18 protein-coding genes are annotated in these 15224 nt (G+C 32.4%); 4 read left to right on the top strand and 14 right to left on the bottom strand.

Annotated features, from left to right (window positions below):
- Window positions 1–31: 31 nt before the first annotated feature.
- The 3 genes from AC3ITQ_RS16485 to AC3ITQ_RS16475 form a co-directional block, all read right to left on the bottom strand.
- Entirely contained in the window at window positions 32–601 is a 570-nt protein-coding gene (locus AC3ITQ_RS16485) for a Crp/Fnr family transcriptional regulator (protein ID WP_489235236.1), read from the bottom strand.
- A 65-nt stretch (window positions 602–666) separates the two neighbouring features.
- Entirely contained in the window at window positions 667–1125 is a 459-nt protein-coding gene (locus AC3ITQ_RS16480) for an SRPBCC family protein (protein WP_489235235.1), read from the bottom strand.
- Between the two features lie 22 nt (window positions 1126–1147).
- Window positions 1148–1603 carry a GNAT family N-acetyltransferase gene (locus AC3ITQ_RS16475; RefSeq protein ID WP_489235234.1) on the bottom strand — a complete coding sequence of 152 codons (456 nt, stop codon included), beginning with the start codon at window positions 1601–1603 and terminating at the stop codon, window positions 1148–1150.
- A gap of 141 nt (window positions 1604–1744) precedes the next feature.
- Here AC3ITQ_RS16475 and AC3ITQ_RS16470 point away from each other — a divergent pair, with 141 nt between their 5' ends.
- On the top strand, window positions 1745–2188 hold the full coding sequence (locus AC3ITQ_RS16470) for a PepSY-like domain-containing protein (RefSeq protein ID WP_489235233.1): 444 nt from the start codon (window positions 1745–1747) through the stop codon (window positions 2186–2188).
- A 289-nt stretch (window positions 2189–2477) separates the two neighbouring features.
- On the top strand, window positions 2478–3926 hold the full coding sequence (locus tag AC3ITQ_RS16465; RefSeq protein ID WP_489235232.1) for a glycosyltransferase family 2 protein: 1449 nt from the start codon (window positions 2478–2480) through the stop codon (window positions 3924–3926).
- Window positions 3927–3989: 63 nt separating this feature from the next.
- On the opposite strand, the gene AC3ITQ_RS16460 is transcribed toward AC3ITQ_RS16465, so the two are convergent.
- The 10 genes from AC3ITQ_RS16460 to AC3ITQ_RS16415 form a co-directional block, all read right to left on the bottom strand.
- Window positions 3990–4421 carry a GNAT family N-acetyltransferase gene (locus AC3ITQ_RS16460; RefSeq protein WP_489235231.1) on the bottom strand — a complete coding sequence of 144 codons (432 nt, stop codon included), beginning with the start codon at window positions 4419–4421 and terminating at the stop codon, window positions 3990–3992.
- A 147-nt stretch (window positions 4422–4568) separates the two neighbouring features.
- Entirely contained in the window at window positions 4569–4940 is a 372-nt protein-coding gene (locus AC3ITQ_RS16455) for a hypothetical protein (protein ID WP_375031597.1), read from the bottom strand.
- 137 nt (window positions 4941–5077) lie between these two features.
- Entirely contained in the window at window positions 5078–6010 is a 933-nt protein-coding gene (locus AC3ITQ_RS16450) for a transglutaminase (protein WP_489235230.1), read from the bottom strand.
- Window positions 6011–6028: 18 nt separating this feature from the next.
- A complete protein-coding gene (locus AC3ITQ_RS16445) occupies window positions 6029–6880 on the bottom strand; it encodes a substrate-binding domain-containing protein (protein ID WP_489235229.1) in 852 nt (283 codons plus the stop codon).
- 48 nt (window positions 6881–6928) lie between these two features.
- On the bottom strand, window positions 6929–7402 hold the full coding sequence (locus AC3ITQ_RS16440) for a DUF4265 domain-containing protein (protein ID WP_489235228.1): 474 nt from the start codon (window positions 7400–7402) through the stop codon (window positions 6929–6931).
- Between the two features lie 79 nt (window positions 7403–7481).
- Window positions 7482–7874, bottom strand: a complete 393-nt coding sequence (locus AC3ITQ_RS16435) for a VOC family protein (protein ID WP_489235227.1) — start codon at window positions 7872–7874, stop codon at window positions 7482–7484.
- Window positions 7875–7877: 3 nt separating this feature from the next.
- Window positions 7878–8318: a DinB family protein gene (locus tag AC3ITQ_RS16430; protein WP_489235226.1), complete on the bottom strand. Its 441-nt coding sequence runs from the start codon at window positions 8316–8318 to the stop codon at window positions 7878–7880.
- A 34-nt stretch (window positions 8319–8352) separates the two neighbouring features.
- Window positions 8353–9222, bottom strand: coding sequence for a nucleoside phosphorylase (locus AC3ITQ_RS16425; protein WP_489235225.1), 870 nt, complete (start codon window positions 9220–9222; stop codon window positions 8353–8355).
- Between the two features lie 97 nt (window positions 9223–9319).
- The gene (locus AC3ITQ_RS16420; RefSeq protein ID WP_056191272.1) at window positions 9320–9652 is read right to left on the bottom strand and encodes a translation initiation factor; all 333 of its coding nucleotides are present in this window, start codon (window positions 9650–9652) and stop codon (window positions 9320–9322) included.
- Between the two features lie 111 nt (window positions 9653–9763).
- Window positions 9764–10714 (bottom strand): isopenicillin N synthase family dioxygenase, encoded by a 951-nt coding sequence (locus AC3ITQ_RS16415; RefSeq protein WP_375031605.1) that lies wholly within the window; start codon window positions 10712–10714, stop codon window positions 9764–9766.
- 174 nt (window positions 10715–10888) lie between these two features.
- On the opposite strand from AC3ITQ_RS16415, the gene AC3ITQ_RS16410 reads away from it, so the two are divergent.
- Together AC3ITQ_RS16410 and AC3ITQ_RS16405 are read left to right on the top strand one after the other, a co-directional pair.
- Entirely contained in the window at window positions 10889–12865 is a 1977-nt protein-coding gene (locus tag AC3ITQ_RS16410; protein WP_489235224.1) for an alpha-ketoacid dehydrogenase subunit alpha/beta, read from the top strand.
- Window positions 12866–12932: 67 nt separating this feature from the next.
- A complete protein-coding gene (locus tag AC3ITQ_RS16405; protein WP_489235223.1) occupies window positions 12933–14672 on the top strand; it encodes a DUF885 domain-containing protein in 1740 nt (579 codons plus the stop codon).
- A 77-nt stretch (window positions 14673–14749) separates the two neighbouring features.
- On the opposite strand, the gene AC3ITQ_RS16400 is transcribed toward AC3ITQ_RS16405, so the two are convergent.
- Window positions 14750–15217 carry a hypothetical protein gene (locus AC3ITQ_RS16400; protein ID WP_489235222.1) on the bottom strand — a complete coding sequence of 156 codons (468 nt, stop codon included), beginning with the start codon at window positions 15215–15217 and terminating at the stop codon, window positions 14750–14752.
- Window positions 15218–15224: the final 7 nt, after the last annotated feature.

The raw sequence follows: 15224 nt of genomic DNA, 5'->3' as shown, positions 1-15224 counted from the left end.
TGATATCATTTGCCAAATGACAAAAAGCATTTTAACGGATATTTTTTCTTATTCTGCTCAACGAAGATTGCGTAATGCCCAAATAGGAAGCGATATAAGAAAGCGGAATACGGTTGACCACATTAGGATAAATTTTCAAAAACATCAAATAGCGGGTCGTAGCATCTTCTGAAACCAACGGACTTCTTCTTTCTATTTTCTGAATCAATGCCCGTGAAGTAATTTTATTGACGATGGCTTCCCACGGAATGATAGTATCTAACAGTTCTTTCCAGTCTTTTTTTGAAAAAACAAGTATTTTGCAGTCTGTAATTGCCTGTACGTAAGCATTGGAACAAATATCATTATTGAAACTCTCCAGATCAACTACCAGATTATTTTCATCAATAAAATATTTGGTAATTTCCTCACCCTTATTATTGTAGTAGCAAACTCTTATAATTCCTTCTAAAGTAAAACCAACTTCCTGAGCAACTTTTCCAGCTTCAGAAAAATATTCGTCTTTTAAGAGAATTTTCTCTGTTGCCTTTTTTGAAATTAAATCAAGTTGCTGCTGGTTTAGGTTTCCAAATTGCAATATATATTCTATAAACTCTTTCATACTGCAAGTTAGTCAAAGTTATTTTTTGATGATTTGCCAAATGGCAAATAATGAAGCATAATTTATTATGTCATTTTACTCAATTCATCCTCGAGTCGGTCAAAATTCTCTTCATTTTTGTCTACCACATAAGGTTTTAGTTTTGCACATTCTTCAGCAGTACCAAAAACCATTCTGAAAACTATTTTGGTCTGGTCATCAGTAATTTTTTGAAAAGTAGCAACAATATTGAATAATGGTTTAGAAATTCGAATCCAGGCAATTTCCGTTGGCTTTTCAATTTTCACGAACTCACATTCATTTTGAAAATTTCCTTGCTCAGGAGCATGCATTACAAATTTCCATCTGCCGCCGGGTCTAAGGTCAAATTCCTCGAATGTGTTGGTAAATCCTTTGGGTCCCCACCAAATTTTTAAATGATTTGGGTTTGTCCAGGCTCTAAAAACAAGTTCCTGAGAAAAGTTTACGATCCTTGAACTTACAATTTCGCAGTCGGGAGTTGTAGAGAAAGTTACTGTAGCCACTTTTGTTTCCTTTAAATTATTATTACGATTTAATATTTAATTCCATTATGGGCATAAATCTGTCTTTAATAGAAGTTTCAATTTGTCCGGTCTTTACAAAACCTAGTTTAGCATAAAATAATTCTGCGTTGGGTTCGGAATTAAGGATTATTTTATTAACGCTTGTTTTATTCATTTCTAACAAAAAGTGTCTCATTAAAATTTTTCCAAGACCTATGCCAATATATTCCGGTAGTATAAATAAATTATCAAGTTTCACCGTTTTTTCATCCTCGTACAGAAAAGAGTAGTAGCCTGCCAATTTCTTTTCTATAGTCAATTTATAAACCCCATTTGTATCAATATAAACAGGAGTTACGGTTAAAAATTCTGACCAATTTTCAATTTGTTCTTCAGAATACCCCCAGTAAGCCTTCGATTTTTTAGTTATATCTGTCAAAATTTGATGATCGCTGCTAATTGCTTTTTCTATAGTCATTTTCTATTTAGAAATTGTTTTTTATGGAATAAAAATAAATAAAAAAGTACTTCTTAAAAAATTAAAGCTTTCTTAAATTAATTTGAAGGCATATTTAGTTGTTGTAAATTAGCTATATACGATAAATAAAATATAGAAATCATGAAACCGAAAATTATAATGGCCGTTTTATTACTAGGTTTTGTAATATCGGCGAAAGCGCAGAAAAAAATTGAAACAACTGAATTGCCTCAATCGGCACAAGAATTTCTTAAGCAGCATTTTAGTTATACTTCCGTAGAAATTGCTAAAAAAGATGCCGAGCATGGTGAAAAAGGGTATGAAGTGAAACTAAAAGACGGAACTGAAGTTGAATTCTGGAAAGATGGATCTTATCGTGAAGTTGATGGCGATGACAAACCAATTCCAACCGAATTTATTCCGGCCTCGGTCAAAGATTATGTTTCAAAAAATTATCCAGGTGAAAAAATAACACACATCGATTATGGCCACAAGGATTTGGATGTTGATTTAACAAATGACATTGACCTTGAATTTACCAAAGAAGGTAAAATTCTAAAAGATAAAAAAAATAACGTCCAATAATCTTTTTTCTAAAATCAGAAGCCTCCAAAATCAAGAGATTTGGAGGCTTTTTTTTTGAATTTTTAGTATAAACTTTTCACAAGTGTGTAATCTTTACACAACGCAATTTTAGCTTAAAATTTCTAAAGTACTCATTGTCAATTCAAAATGATAATGGCATAAGGCTTGTAAAATGGGATATAGTCATATTTCTTCGAATAGTTAATTTTTATCATTTTTTGACGATCAAGTAATATTCAAAAGGAATGCCAATTTAATAAAAGCCATTAAGAAACAGCAATTGCCCATTATGAAAAGCGAAACAATTATTCAGGAACAATTTTACACTTCAAGCAAAAGTGAACTTCCATTAAACAGCTCAATTTTTAATATAAACAATCAATATTCTCATAAAGATTTTAAGAAAAACGTAAATCCATTAAGTTTTATTGTGCTACTTGGTACATTTACATTAATGCTCGCAGGCTCTTTTATAGTTTATAAATTACAATCAGACTTTGATCAGTTTCATATTGACAGAATAAATTCTGCCTGGGGTCTGCCTTTTTTAATTTTAACTGCAGCTTTATTTTTCTTCCAAACAGGTTCATTTCTTTATAATTTATACTTGTATTTTAAATACAAACCAATTGAATCAGTTTCAGATGAACTACTACCAAGCTGTACTGTAATAGTGCCGGCATATAATGAAGGAAAATTAGTATGGGATACTTTATTAAGTCTTGCAGACAGTGATTTCCCGGAACAAAAACTACAATTACTAGCAATTGATGACGGAAGTAAAGATGATACCTGGTACTGGATGCAACAAGCTAAAATAAAATTAGGAGATCGTTTGGAGATTTACCAACAACCAGAAAATAAAGGAAAACGCCATGCTTTATACCGTGGTTTTGAATTGGGTACTGGAGAAATTTTTGTAACCGTTGATAGTGATTCAATTGTAAAGAAAGATACATTACGAAATCTTGTAAGCCCATTTGTTGTTGATGATAAATGTGGAGCTGTGGCAGGAAATGTTCATGTTCTAAACAATAAAAAAGCGTTGTTGCCAAAAATGTTAAATGTGAGTTTCGTAATGAGTTTCGAGTTTATGCGTTCTGCCGAAAGCATGCTAGGTTCAGTTCTTTGTACTCCGGGTGCAGCAGCAGCTTATCAACGTGACGCGGTTCTTAATTGTCTACCGGAATGGATTGATCAAACCTTCATGGGACAGCCATCAGATATTGGTGAAGATCGCGCTATGACCAATATGATTTTAAAACAAGGATTACATGTTTTGTTCCAGAGAAATGCTGTTGTGCTTACTAACGTACCGGAAGAATACGTTGGTTTGTATAAAATGTTTATCAGATGGGGAAGAAGTAATGTACGTGAGAATCTCATGATGGCTAAATATGTTTTTAAAGATTTTAGAAAGGAATCTAAATTTGGTGCCCGCCTTTTGTTTTTAAATCAATCACTAAAAATTGTTATGGCATATCCATTCTTACTATTTATGCTGTTTTTTATAGCCATACATCCTATATTATTCTTTAGCTCTACACTTTTGGGTATTTTAATTGTTTCAAGCTTTTCTGTATTATTTTATGCCAAAAGATATAGTTTGTCTGAAGCTTTCTGGGCATATTCCTATAGCATTTTTTATACTTTTAGCTTATTCTGGATTATGCCATATTCTATTGCAACAGCCAATAAAAGAGGTTGGTTAACAAGAGGTTTATCTGAAGTAAAATAAACGCTCAAATAAAATTCAAAAAGTCCTAAGAACTATTTAGTTTTTAGGACTTTTTATTGTCTTTTAATGAAGTGTAAACAAAAGATACTCACCATGAGCCGAAATGCCTTCTTCTGTTGCAACAAAACCTTTCTTTTTATAAAATTCAATGGCACGCAAATTCTTTTCCAGACATTTTAATGTAATAGGAGTTTTCATTATGAGGATACCTTCTTCAAGTAATTTGGATCCAATTTTATGGTGCTGATATTTTTCGTCAATATAAAAATGGTGAATAAAATTTCCCGGAAGCCATAGCGAAATAAACCCGACTACCTTATTATCTACAAGAGCAACCAAAACAAATTCAGCTTGAGTTTCATAATCAAAATCGGTAAGATTATAATTTTGAGTATCCAGCCAATAAAATGTCTTCTGGCGCACTTCCAGAAAAATTCTTTGCAAATCAGCTATGTGGTCTCTATTTTTTTCGACGATTTGAAGCATTTTTTTCATTTAAATAACTACAGTTCAAATTTACGATAAAATACATCTTTTATATAAATGAAAAAGCTCCTAATAACTAAGTTAATTAGGAGCTCATTATAGTAATGTGGTATGTTATTCTTTTATTTTAAATTGCTGTAATAATGAATTTTGTACTTAAATTTTCTTTAGTGTAATTTTTACTTCTTTTAATTTTAATATTAGCTCATCATCTGTTATAGTACTTTCACTTGGAAAAGGTGTACCGGTTTCGTCTTTAATAACTAAACTTTTTCCTTTTTTCGTTAAGGCATAAGTACCATTTGTAATTGGCTGCAGTAAGAATCCCGTTACATGCCCGTCTTCTGTGAAAGTTAGGTTTCCAGATGTTAAAATAACATGTTTTGCTGAATCTGAAAGTGCGACGGTATTAGTTTCAACAGCTGTTATTTTCCAGGAATTCACCAATTTATTTCTTTTATTGTGGCATGAAATCGTTAATAGGGTCAACAATGTAATTCCGAGGATAAATAATTTAGATTTTTTCATGGTTTTGAGATTAAAAATTAAACATGAAAAGTTACAAAAAAAAAATATTCGTTTTATATTTTTCTAGGAAAATATCTAATAATTAGTCTTTTACCAATTCAAGAGGTGCTTTTTTAGTCCTTTTTAAAGGATGAAACCTAGTTTAGTGTAAGGGCTCCCAGAATTTCTTCAGACAAAAATGGACCACCGGGATAAGTAGCAGTATAATCCAGATTCATCCATACCTGACCTCGATCATCTATATGATAATGGATTCTTTTGCCATAACTTTCCTTTACAAAAAGTACGTTTTTTATAAGATAATTGACTTTTTCCAAATCAATTAAAGAACCTATCAGAATTTCAGGATAAATGTGCCCTTTTGTATGTATAAGCCTTGGAGTTCCGCCAATAGAACGTACTGCGGCAGCCATTAAGATAGAGTGATCGTCGCAATCTCCAGAAAAATACTCTAATGATTCACTCGCAGTTGCAATATAGTCTCCTTCCTTTGGATCGTTTACATAATTCCACCGGCTATTGATCTCTTTAAAGACAGCAAAACACTGAATTATGGTTCTGTAGTTTGAATATCCTTTAACGTTTTTAAAATGTTTTGTTGTAGCCATAATAGCAAAATTTCGAACTTTCGGATTTTGATATTCTATGGCATTTATAATTTTTGATTTGTTAGGAAACGGAAGCAATTTTGCTGCAATAATATCCTGTGGAAATGGATTATCAGACATAGTATAAATCATCGAATTGTAGTCTTCCGAAATTTCATTGAAACCATAATTTCCAATAACAGTTCCATAAAACAAAATCAACAAATACAAGGCAATACACAGTATAATGATCGTTCGAAGCAACATTAAAGAAAAAAATATAGCCGCGAAAACGATTATAAAAATAAAAACACGATCTAAATTGAAAGCCCATTTTAGATCGATTAAATTTTGATGCAGAATGATGAAAACCGGAATGGTAATTAAAAGACTCAACAGCATAATAATAATCCTATCCCAGGGTGATTTCACCTGTAATTTGGATTTTAATTGCGGAAAGTCGATTTTAGGGAATTTCATCATAAGAATTAAAAGCAGTTTTTACAGCGCTTTTACCGTTTCAACAAAAGTACTTTTTTTATCAATAATTCCCAGATCAAATAATTGATTTTGAATTTTATCAAATGCTTTTTCGCTTAAATGTTTTTGAGACCATTGTGTTAACTTTAGCCATTCCTGAATATCTTCAACTTTTTGATTGAAAAGTTCAGCCAAAGTTTTGTCAATATTTGGAATCTCTCTAAAATCGTGCGTTGTTTTGTTGATGATTTCAAGGATTTTCTCCACAACTTTTGGATTCTTTTTCAAAAATTCATCACGAACTGTAATCACAAATGAAGGCCATGGAGTAGGGCAGTCGCCAACACGTCTAAAAATACCTTTATCAACAAGTGGTTTTGTCATAAAGCGTTCCCACATAAAATAATCTGCTGTTTCGTTTGTCAAGGCTTCAACAGCACCATCAATTGTGTTTATAATTTCAAATTGCAAATCATCCGTTTCCCAACCTTGTTCATGTGCATTTACATATGCCATCAGTTGTGAGCCAGAACCTAATCTGGAAATGGCTACTTTCTTATCTTTAAGATCTTTAACCGAATGAAAATCTGACTTTTCAGCAACATGAATTCCCCAAATTAGAGGTGATTGCACATAAATCTGAACAATTTTACTTGGGTTTCCTGCAACAATATCTTTTACAATTCCCTCTGTCAAAATAACGGCAATATCAGCTTCACCATCACGCAACATCTGGCACATTTTACCAGTACCTTCAGGAATATTCTTCCATTGTAAATCAATATTTTCTGCTTCAAATTCGCCATTTTCAATGCATAGTTGCCATGGCAAATTGAAGTGTTCGGGAACACCTACAATTTTTACAGTTTTCATTAGTTTAAGTTTAAGTTAAGTTGTTTGGTATGCGTATTTTAAGTTTGTTTAGTTTTTTAATAAATCTGCTCTGTGTTTTTCTGAAAGACAAGGTTCTGCAAAATCTATCACCGAAAGTTCAACATATTCATTCAAAATACTTTTTACAACAAAATAATCAACTTCACGCGTTATTTCAACCGCAAAAAGAGTCTCATTCATACCTTCAGATTCGCAATTAATGTCTTTGAGTTTCTCTCTAATGATTTCTTTATCGAAACCTTTTTCTAAAATTACAACCTGAACAATTGAGTTTCCGGAAATTTCAATAGTTTCTCTGTAAACCAACGTTTGTTCAACTTCATCAAATTCTGCAAAGAAAATGTCATCTGTTGCAATTAAAGGCCCAAAAAACGGAATATTATCTAATTTAAAATATCCCTTTTCTAAATCAATTATTTCTCCCCACATGGTTTCTACAACCGTATCTTCTAATAAATCGCTATAGTATCTAAATAGGATTTTTTTATGCGTTTCTGCCATTATTTAATTTTGTAATTCTTTTAAGCTTCATTTTTTTGGCGATAACCTAAATTATCTAATTTTCTAATTGACTAATTTTCTAATTAATTTCGTCAATAATTGCTTTCAACGGTGAGATAACAATTCGATATCCATCAGGATCCTGAAACATTTTTCCGTTTTCATTCCAAAAAGGATTAATTGCAGCTATAGTTGAGATGTTATGACGTACAAGATTATTTTCCAATTCATTATAATCTGAAATAGTTTTCGGATAAAGTACAATTACATCTTCTTCATCAAAAGTATGCTTGGCTTTTGAATCCGACTGTGTAAATTCAAAATGCCAGTCCAAACCCGATTTTCCAATAAAAACACCATCGTAATAATTGTGATTCTGAAAACCTCCTAATCGTTCAAAACCGAGAACATCAACATAAAAATTTTCAATTCTCTCTAAATCATTGGTATGTCGGGCAACTCTTAAAAACATAATTTAGGATCTAATTTGATTAATATGATGTTCCAAATGTTCTACGTAATCTGTCATCAAAAACCTTAAATCAATGACAGATTCATCGCTTAGAATAATTTTATAACCTAAAGCTTTCTCGTCAACAGATTTCATAATTCTGATGATTTGCTTGTTTAATGACAGCCATAATTGGTTTAGTTCGTTAATATCCTTTGTCTGATACTGATTTAAATTCACTAAATCAATTTGGTTATAAGGCCTGTGGCGATACGGCTTTGCTGCATAATTGATTTCTGTAAAACGAACTAAATTATGAACTGCAGAATCGATTAAATGCCCCAAAACTTCTTTTTTGGACCATTTTCCGGGTTTTCTTTCTTCTAGAACAAGGGAATCAATTGTTGGAAAATAACCTGAATTTTCGTTCAATAATTGATCAAATTTAAGGATAGCATTTTGCATGAATTATCTAGTTTCTAATTGATAAATTATTTGATTATTTTCCAGCCAGTTTATTCAATGTATAAGCAATGAGCGCATCTACAGCTTTATAAGGATCTTCACTAAAAGTTCCCGAAGCACGATTGGCAATAATAGCATTTAAAGATAGCGCATTATGGCCTAAAAGTGCAGAAAGTCCATAAATTGCAGCGGTTTCCATTTCTAAGTTGGTGATTCTTTGATCGTCAAAATTGAAATTATCCATCTTATTGTTTAATTCTTCATCTTGGATATTCAAACGCAATACACGGCCTTGAGGACCGTAAAATCCACCGGCAGTTGCCGTAATTCCTTTAAACATTTTATCTGATTCAATAATTTTTTCTAATGTTTCTGAACAAGGAATTGCGTAAGGCCTTCCTTTTCGGATATCCCAATTGGTATGCATTATAAAAGCATCCTCAAGGGCATCCTGCGAAACATCATCAATTAAATAGGAGCGGAGCATATTATCCAAGCCCAATCCGAATTTTGACATTACAAAACTATCCACAGGAATATCAGCATGTAAAGATCCCGAAGTTCCTATTCTAATGATATTCAGTGAAGTCAAATTTTCTTTTGGCTGACGCGTTTCTAAATCGATGTTAACCAAAGCATCTAATTCATTCAAAACAATATCAATATTGTCAGGACCAATTCCGGTAGACATTACAGAAATTCGTTTTCCTTTGTAAATTCCGGTTTGCGTTTTAAATTCTCTTTTTTGTGTTGAAAATTCAATAGTATCAAAAAACTGAGTGATTTTTTCTACTCTATTCTGATCTCCAACAAAAATTATATCATTTGCAATATGCTCAGGACGAAGGTTTAAGTGATAAACACTTCCGTCTGGATTTAGTATTAATTCTGATTGTTTTATCATTTTTTTTGAGGTGCTAAGGTTTTGAGTGGCTAAGGTTCTTAGGTTTTCTAACTTCACGAACAACTTGAAACTTGAAACATGAAACTAAAAAAACATTTTATCCACCAACTCTTTTTGTTTTAAAGCCTTTTTCTTTTAAAATCGCCATGATTTTGTCACGATAATCTCCCTGAATGATGATTGAATCATCTTTAAAAGTTCCGCCAACACTTAGTTTGGTCTTAATTTCTTTCGCAAGAATCTTAAAATCTTCATCAGATCCTTCGTAGCCTTCAATTATGGTGGTTGCTTTTCCTTTTCGCTTTTCAAATTTGCAGATCATAGGTTCTTTCTGAACATAAAGAACATGCTCTTGTTCCTGAATTTCTTCAGGTTCATTTGATTCAACGTGATCTGGAAATAAGTTTTTTAATTGATCTTGTAAGTCCATAAAATTTTATTCTAAAAATAAATTCCAATAAATTTAGGTTGTAAAAAATTAAATTCCAAATCCCAAGTTTGCATTGGAATTTGGAATTTAAAAAAATTATGATTTAAAAGTTTATTTTTTAATTAAACCTAAATCTACTAAACGTTCGTATAAATAATCTCCAGCTGTAATATCCTCAAATTTCTTAGGGTTTTCAGCATCAATACAGTTTTCTAAACAATCTAAACGCATATCACTCACAGGATGCATAAAAAACGGCACAGAAAAACGAGATGTTCCCCATAATTCTCTTGGCGGATTTACAACCTGGTGAATTGTTGATTTTAGTTTGTTGTTTGTATGTCTTGACAACATATCTCCAACATTAATTACTAATTCGTCATCTGCTGCAATAGCGTCAATCCATTCTCCATCATGATTTTGAACCTGAAGTCCTTTTCCCTGAGCACCCATTAAAAGTGTAATTAGGTTAATATCACCATGAGCCGCTGCGCGAATTGCATTTTCTGGTTCAGAAGTGATTGGAGGATAATGAATTGGTCTTAAAATTGAGTTTCCATCTTTCGCATATTGATCAAAATAAAACTCGTCTAAACCTAAATGCAACGCTAAAGCTCTCAATACGTAAACACCTGTTTTTTCAAGCATTTGGTACGCATCTTTACCAACAACATTAAAACGTGGTAATTCTTTTACTTCAACATTTTCAGGATATTCTGAAGCATATTTTGAATCTTTGTCAACATACTGACCAAAATGCCAAAATTCTTTCAAATCTCCCTCTTTGCGGCCTTTAGCATGCTCTTTTCCAAAAGATACATAACCTCTTTGTCCGCCAATACCGGGAATTTCATAATTATGCTTAGTTTCTACTGGCAAAGCGAAAAATTTTCTAATTTCGCTATAAAGCTCGTCTACTAACTGGTCGTCAAGAAAATGACCTTTTAGGGCTACGAAGCCAATGTTTTCAAATGCACTGCCGATTTCATTTACAAATTTTTGTTTACGTTTCGGGTCGTCCGAAAGGAAATCACGTAAGTCTACACTAGGAATGTTTTGCATACTTTACATTTTTATTTTAAGATGAAAGGTGTCATAAAACCTTTCAATAACAAAGGTAGAGAATATTTTAGAATTGAATTTTAAAAGTTGTATTAAAATAAAAAATATATAACAAAAACAAATAAAATTGTTATATTTTTCTATATTTGAAAGACTAAAAAAAGAACCCCAATTATGATCTTTTACAGACAAGACCTAACCGACGCAAAATTATTGGAATTATATAAAAAGCTTCTTAAACCCCGTTTGATCGAAGAAAAGATGTTAATTCTTATTCGCCAGGGAAAAGTGTCTAAATGGTTCTCTGGAATAGGGCAGGAAGCAATTGCAGTAGGAGTGACGTCTGTTTTAGATGAATCTGAATATGTTTTGCCAATGCACCGGAATTTAGGTGTTTTCACTACACGAGATATTCCTCTACACCGCTTATTTTCTCAATGGCAGGGCAAGGCAGATGGTTTTACAAAAGGAAGGGACCGCAGTTTTCACTTTGGCACACAGGAATATAAAATTATAGGAATGATTTCGCATTTGGGGCCACAATTAGGAGTCGCAGATGGAATTGCCCTAGCTAATAAACTTCAAAATAATAAAAAAATAACTGCCGTTTTTACAGGCGAAGGCGCTACCAGCGAAGGCGATTTTCACGAAGCTTTAAATATTGCTGCAGTATGGAAATTACCTGTTATGTTTATTATTGAAAATAACGGTTACGGTCTTTCAACACCAACAAATGAGCAATATCAATGTACAAACCTTGCTGATAAAGGAATTGGCTATGGTATGGAAAGTCATATTATTGATGGAAATAATATTCTGGAAGTTTACAACAAACTTTCAGAATTAAAAGAACAAATGCAAAACGATCCGCATCCGGTTTTATTAGAGTTCAAAACTTTTAGAATGCGTGGGCATGAAGAAGCAAGTGGTACTAAATATGTTCCGCAGGACTTGATGGACGAATGGGCTGTAAAAGATCCGGTGACAAATTACCGCGATTATTTGACTAAAATTGGGGTTTTAACAGCTGAATTTGATGAGCAGCTTCATGATGAAATCAAGCAGGAAATTGATGAAAATTTAGCTATCTCAAATGCTGAACCTGAGATTACACCAACTTATAGTGGAGAATTAGATGATGTCTACAAACCTTTTATTTATGAAGAAGTTAACCCTTCATCAGAAAATAAAAACATTCGGTTTATTGACGCAATAAGAAATAGTTTGGAGCAATCCATGCAAAAGCACAAAAACCTGATTATTATGGGGCAGGATATTGCCGAATATGGGGGTGCTTTCAAAATTACAGATGGCTTTGTTGAATTTTTTGGAAAAGACAGAGTTCGTAATACTCCAATTTGCGAAAGTGCCGTAGTTTCTGCAGGAATGGGATTATCTATTAATGGATACAAAGCAATTGTCGAAATGCAGTTTGCTGATTTTGTTTCAACAGGATTTAATCCGATTGTGAATTTACTGGCAAAATCACATTACCGTTGGGGCGAAAAGGCCGATGTAGTGGTTCGGATGCCATGTGGTGGTGGCACACAAGCCGGGCCTTTTCATTCACAGACAAACGAAGCCTGGTTCACCAAAACTCCAGGTTTAAAAGTAGTTTATCCGGCTTTTCCTTATGATGCAAAAGGTTTATTAAATAGTTCAATAAATGATCCAAATCCGGTTTTGTTTTTTGAACATAAGCAATTATACAGAAGTATTTATCAGGATGTTCCAACAGATTATTACACCATTCCATTAGGAAAAGCAGCTATTTTAAAAGAAGGAAGCAAAGTAACGATTATTGCTTTTGGAGCTCCGGTTCACTGGGCATTAGAAACCTTAGAAAAAAATCCTGAAATTGATGCCGATTTAATTGATTTAAGAACACTTCAACCTTTAGATACGGAAACTATTTTTGCTTCAGTAAGAAAGACCGGAAAAGCAATTATTTATCAGGAAGACACTATGTTTGGTGGAATTGCCAGCGATATTTCGGCTCTACTTATGGAAGAATGTTTTGAATATTTGGATGCTCCGGTAAAAAGAGTAGCCAGTTTAGATTCGCCAATTCCGTTTACAAAAGCATTAGAAGACCAGTTTTTACCGAAAAATCGCTTTGAAGCCGCTTTATTTGATTTACTAAAATATTAAGCACAAAAGTATATTGCTTTGCAGGATGAACATTTTTTCTATCTTTAAAGCACAAATAAATTAACTTATGAAAAAACTGTTTGTTTCCATTTTTACTATTTCAATATTTTTTTCCTGTAACAAAGAATCTAAAACTACTGATAAAGCTTTAGATCAGAAGTTTGACAAATACAAAGAGGGATTTGTTACTTCATTATGGAAAATCAATCCGGGATGGGCTTCCGGAGTGGGTTATCATAAATTAGACAGTGTTTTGGTCGTTCCTGATGCCAATGAAACAAAAGTACAACTCGACTTTGCCAATGCCCAGTTAGATTCACTAAAACAATACGATATTGAAAGTTTGTCTGACAATAATAAAACTGACTTTCAAATGATTAAAAATCAACTTGAAGCGTCAATATTTAGTATCAAAGAATTAAAATCATCTGAATGGAATCCTTCAGAATACAATGTTTGTGGTGCTTTCGCAGAAATTTTAAATGGAAATTATGATTCCTTAGAAGTTCGTTTGCGTGCTTTTAATATCAAAATGAATGCTATTCCGGCTTATTACGAAGCTGCTAAAAGGAATATTAAAAACCCAACAATTGAACATACAGATCTTGCCATTGCACAAAACATTGGAGGTTCTACAGTTTTTGAAGCCGATTTAAATACAGCATTAGAGCAAAGTAAATTGAGTGCCGCTGAGAAAAAAGAAATGCAGGACAAAGCAAAAGTTTCAATAAAAGCAATCAAAGATTATGCAGAATGGTTACAGAATCTACCAAACAAGACACCTCGTTCTTTTAGATTAGGATCTGATTTGTATGCCAAAAAGTTCAATTTTGACATTCAGTCTAGTTATACTGCTGACGAAATTTATAAAATTGCCGTTGATCATAAAAATGATTTACATGATAAAATGTTTGTTTTGGCTGATAAGCTTTGGAAGAAATACAAGGGAAATGCACCAAAACCAGCAGACAAACTGGATTTAATCAAACAGGTGATTGATAAAATTTCATTGCAGCACACCACTCCTGAGAAATTTCAATCAGAAATTGAAAAACAGATTCCAGAGTTAACAAAATATGTAAAAGACAAAGATTTATTATATATCGATCCATCTAAACCGTTGGTAGTTCGTAAAGAACCTGCTTATATGGCAGGTGTTGCAGGTGCTTCGATTTCGGCTCCGGGGCCTTATGATAAAAATGCCAACACGTATTACAATGTTGGAAGCATGTCGGGTTGGACGGCTGAAAATGCTGAAAGTTACTTACGTGAATACAACGATTATATTCTTCAAATTTTAAACATTCACGAAGCCATTCCCGGACATTACACTCAATTGGTTTACAGTAATCAATCACCAAGTATTATCAAATCTATTTTAGGAAATGGTGCTATGGTAGAAGGATGGGCTGTTTATGCTGAAAAAATGATGTTGGAGAGCGGTTACAAAAACTCTAATGAAATGTGGTTGATGTATTACAAATGGAATTTGAGAACAACCTGTAATACTATTCTAGACAACAGTGTACACACAAAAGATATGTCTAAGGAAGAAGCCATGATATTGCTTACCAGAGAAGCCTTTCAGCAACAAGCAGAGGCAGAAGGAAAGTGGAAACGCGTAACTTTATCTCAAGTACAATTGTGTTCTTATTTTACAGGATATACCGAAATTTACAACTTAAGAGAAGAGCTTAAGAAAAAAGAAGGAGATAAATTCAATTTGAAACAATTTCACGAAAAATTCCTAAGTTTTGGAAGTGCTCCGGTCAAATATATTAAAGAATTGATGTTGTCTAAAGAATAGATTTTCTAAGATATTTTAATAAAAAAGGTTTGATGAGATAATTAATCTCTTCAAACCTTTTTTAGTTATTATATTTTCTAATCAGAATTGTTTCCTGCCCTAATTATCAAAATATGAAGTATAACGGGATTCAAAAACTCTAGATTTTCATCGTTTATAGTTAATAACATTTTTGGTTTTGAAACCCAATTTTTCTGTTTTAATTGAGAAACTCTAACCTCTTTATAATAATAAGAAAAATTACCATCAAGAGCAATAAAATAATCTTGTTTTATATATAATCTTTTATCGCAATCAAAAATTATTCTTGTATTTGTTATTTCAGATATATTTTCTGCAATCAACTCATTTTTGAATAAAATCTCATAGTAGTTTTTTATGAAAGTCATTTTATATTTAACCTCCAAAAGTAAAATATCTTTTTTGTCGTAAATTGCTATAATCCTGTTACTCCAGTTGAATTTTACCTTTGAATAAAATAACAGTTCATCATTTTTATAAACATATAAATTTTGCTTTTTATCCTGAACAATTTCTATTTCCATTTACAAA

This window comes from Flavobacterium sp. KH_001 (assembly GCF_057840745.1).
The sequence above is the reverse complement of the archived record's forward strand: the minus strand, read 5'-3'. Positions and strand labels throughout refer to the sequence as shown.

Bases quoted from the DNA above. Each gene is read 5' to 3' on its own strand.
- AC3ITQ_RS16485 (WP_489235236.1), bottom strand. From the start codon at position 601: ATGAAAGAGTTTATAGAATATATATTGCAATTTGGAAACCTAAACCAG.
- AC3ITQ_RS16475 (WP_489235234.1), bottom strand. From the start codon at position 1,603: ATGACTATAGAAAAAGCAATTAGCAGCGATCATCAAATTTTGACAGAT.
- AC3ITQ_RS16470 (WP_489235233.1), top strand. From the start codon at position 1,745: ATGAAACCGAAAATTATAATGGCCGTTTTATTACTAGGTTTTGTAATA.
- AC3ITQ_RS16465 (WP_489235232.1), top strand. From the start codon at position 2,478: ATGAAAAGCGAAACAATTATTCAGGAACAATTTTACACTTCAAGCAAA.
- AC3ITQ_RS16460 (WP_489235231.1), bottom strand. From the start codon at position 4,421: ATGAAAAAAATGCTTCAAATCGTCGAAAAAAATAGAGACCACATAGCT.
- AC3ITQ_RS16455 (WP_375031597.1), bottom strand. From the start codon at position 4,940: ATGAAAAAATCTAAATTATTTATCCTCGGAATTACATTGTTGACCCTA.
- AC3ITQ_RS16450 (WP_489235230.1), bottom strand. From the start codon at position 6,010: ATGATGAAATTCCCTAAAATCGACTTTCCGCAATTAAAATCCAAATTA.
- AC3ITQ_RS16445 (WP_489235229.1), bottom strand. From the start codon at position 6,880: ATGAAAACTGTAAAAATTGTAGGTGTTCCCGAACACTTCAATTTGCCA.
- AC3ITQ_RS16440 (WP_489235228.1), bottom strand. From the start codon at position 7,402: ATGGCAGAAACGCATAAAAAAATCCTATTTAGATACTATAGCGATTTA.
- AC3ITQ_RS16435 (WP_489235227.1), bottom strand. From the start codon at position 7,874: ATGTTTTTAAGAGTTGCCCGACATACCAATGATTTAGAGAGAATTGAA.
- AC3ITQ_RS16430 (WP_489235226.1), bottom strand. From the start codon at position 8,318: ATGCAAAATGCTATCCTTAAATTTGATCAATTATTGAACGAAAATTCA.
- AC3ITQ_RS16425 (WP_489235225.1), bottom strand. From the start codon at position 9,222: ATGATAAAACAATCAGAATTAATACTAAATCCAGACGGAAGTGTTTAT.
- AC3ITQ_RS16420 (WP_056191272.1), bottom strand. From the start codon at position 9,652: ATGGACTTACAAGATCAATTAAAAAACTTATTTCCAGATCACGTTGAA.
- AC3ITQ_RS16415 (WP_375031605.1), bottom strand. From the start codon at position 10,714: ATGCAAAACATTCCTAGTGTAGACTTACGTGATTTCCTTTCGGACGAC.
- AC3ITQ_RS16410 (WP_489235224.1), top strand. From the start codon at position 10,889: ATGATCTTTTACAGACAAGACCTAACCGACGCAAAATTATTGGAATTA.
- AC3ITQ_RS16405 (WP_489235223.1), top strand. From the start codon at position 12,933: ATGAAAAAACTGTTTGTTTCCATTTTTACTATTTCAATATTTTTTTCC.
- AC3ITQ_RS16400 (WP_489235222.1), bottom strand. From the start codon at position 15,217: ATGGAAATAGAAATTGTTCAGGATAAAAAGCAAAATTTATATGTTTAT.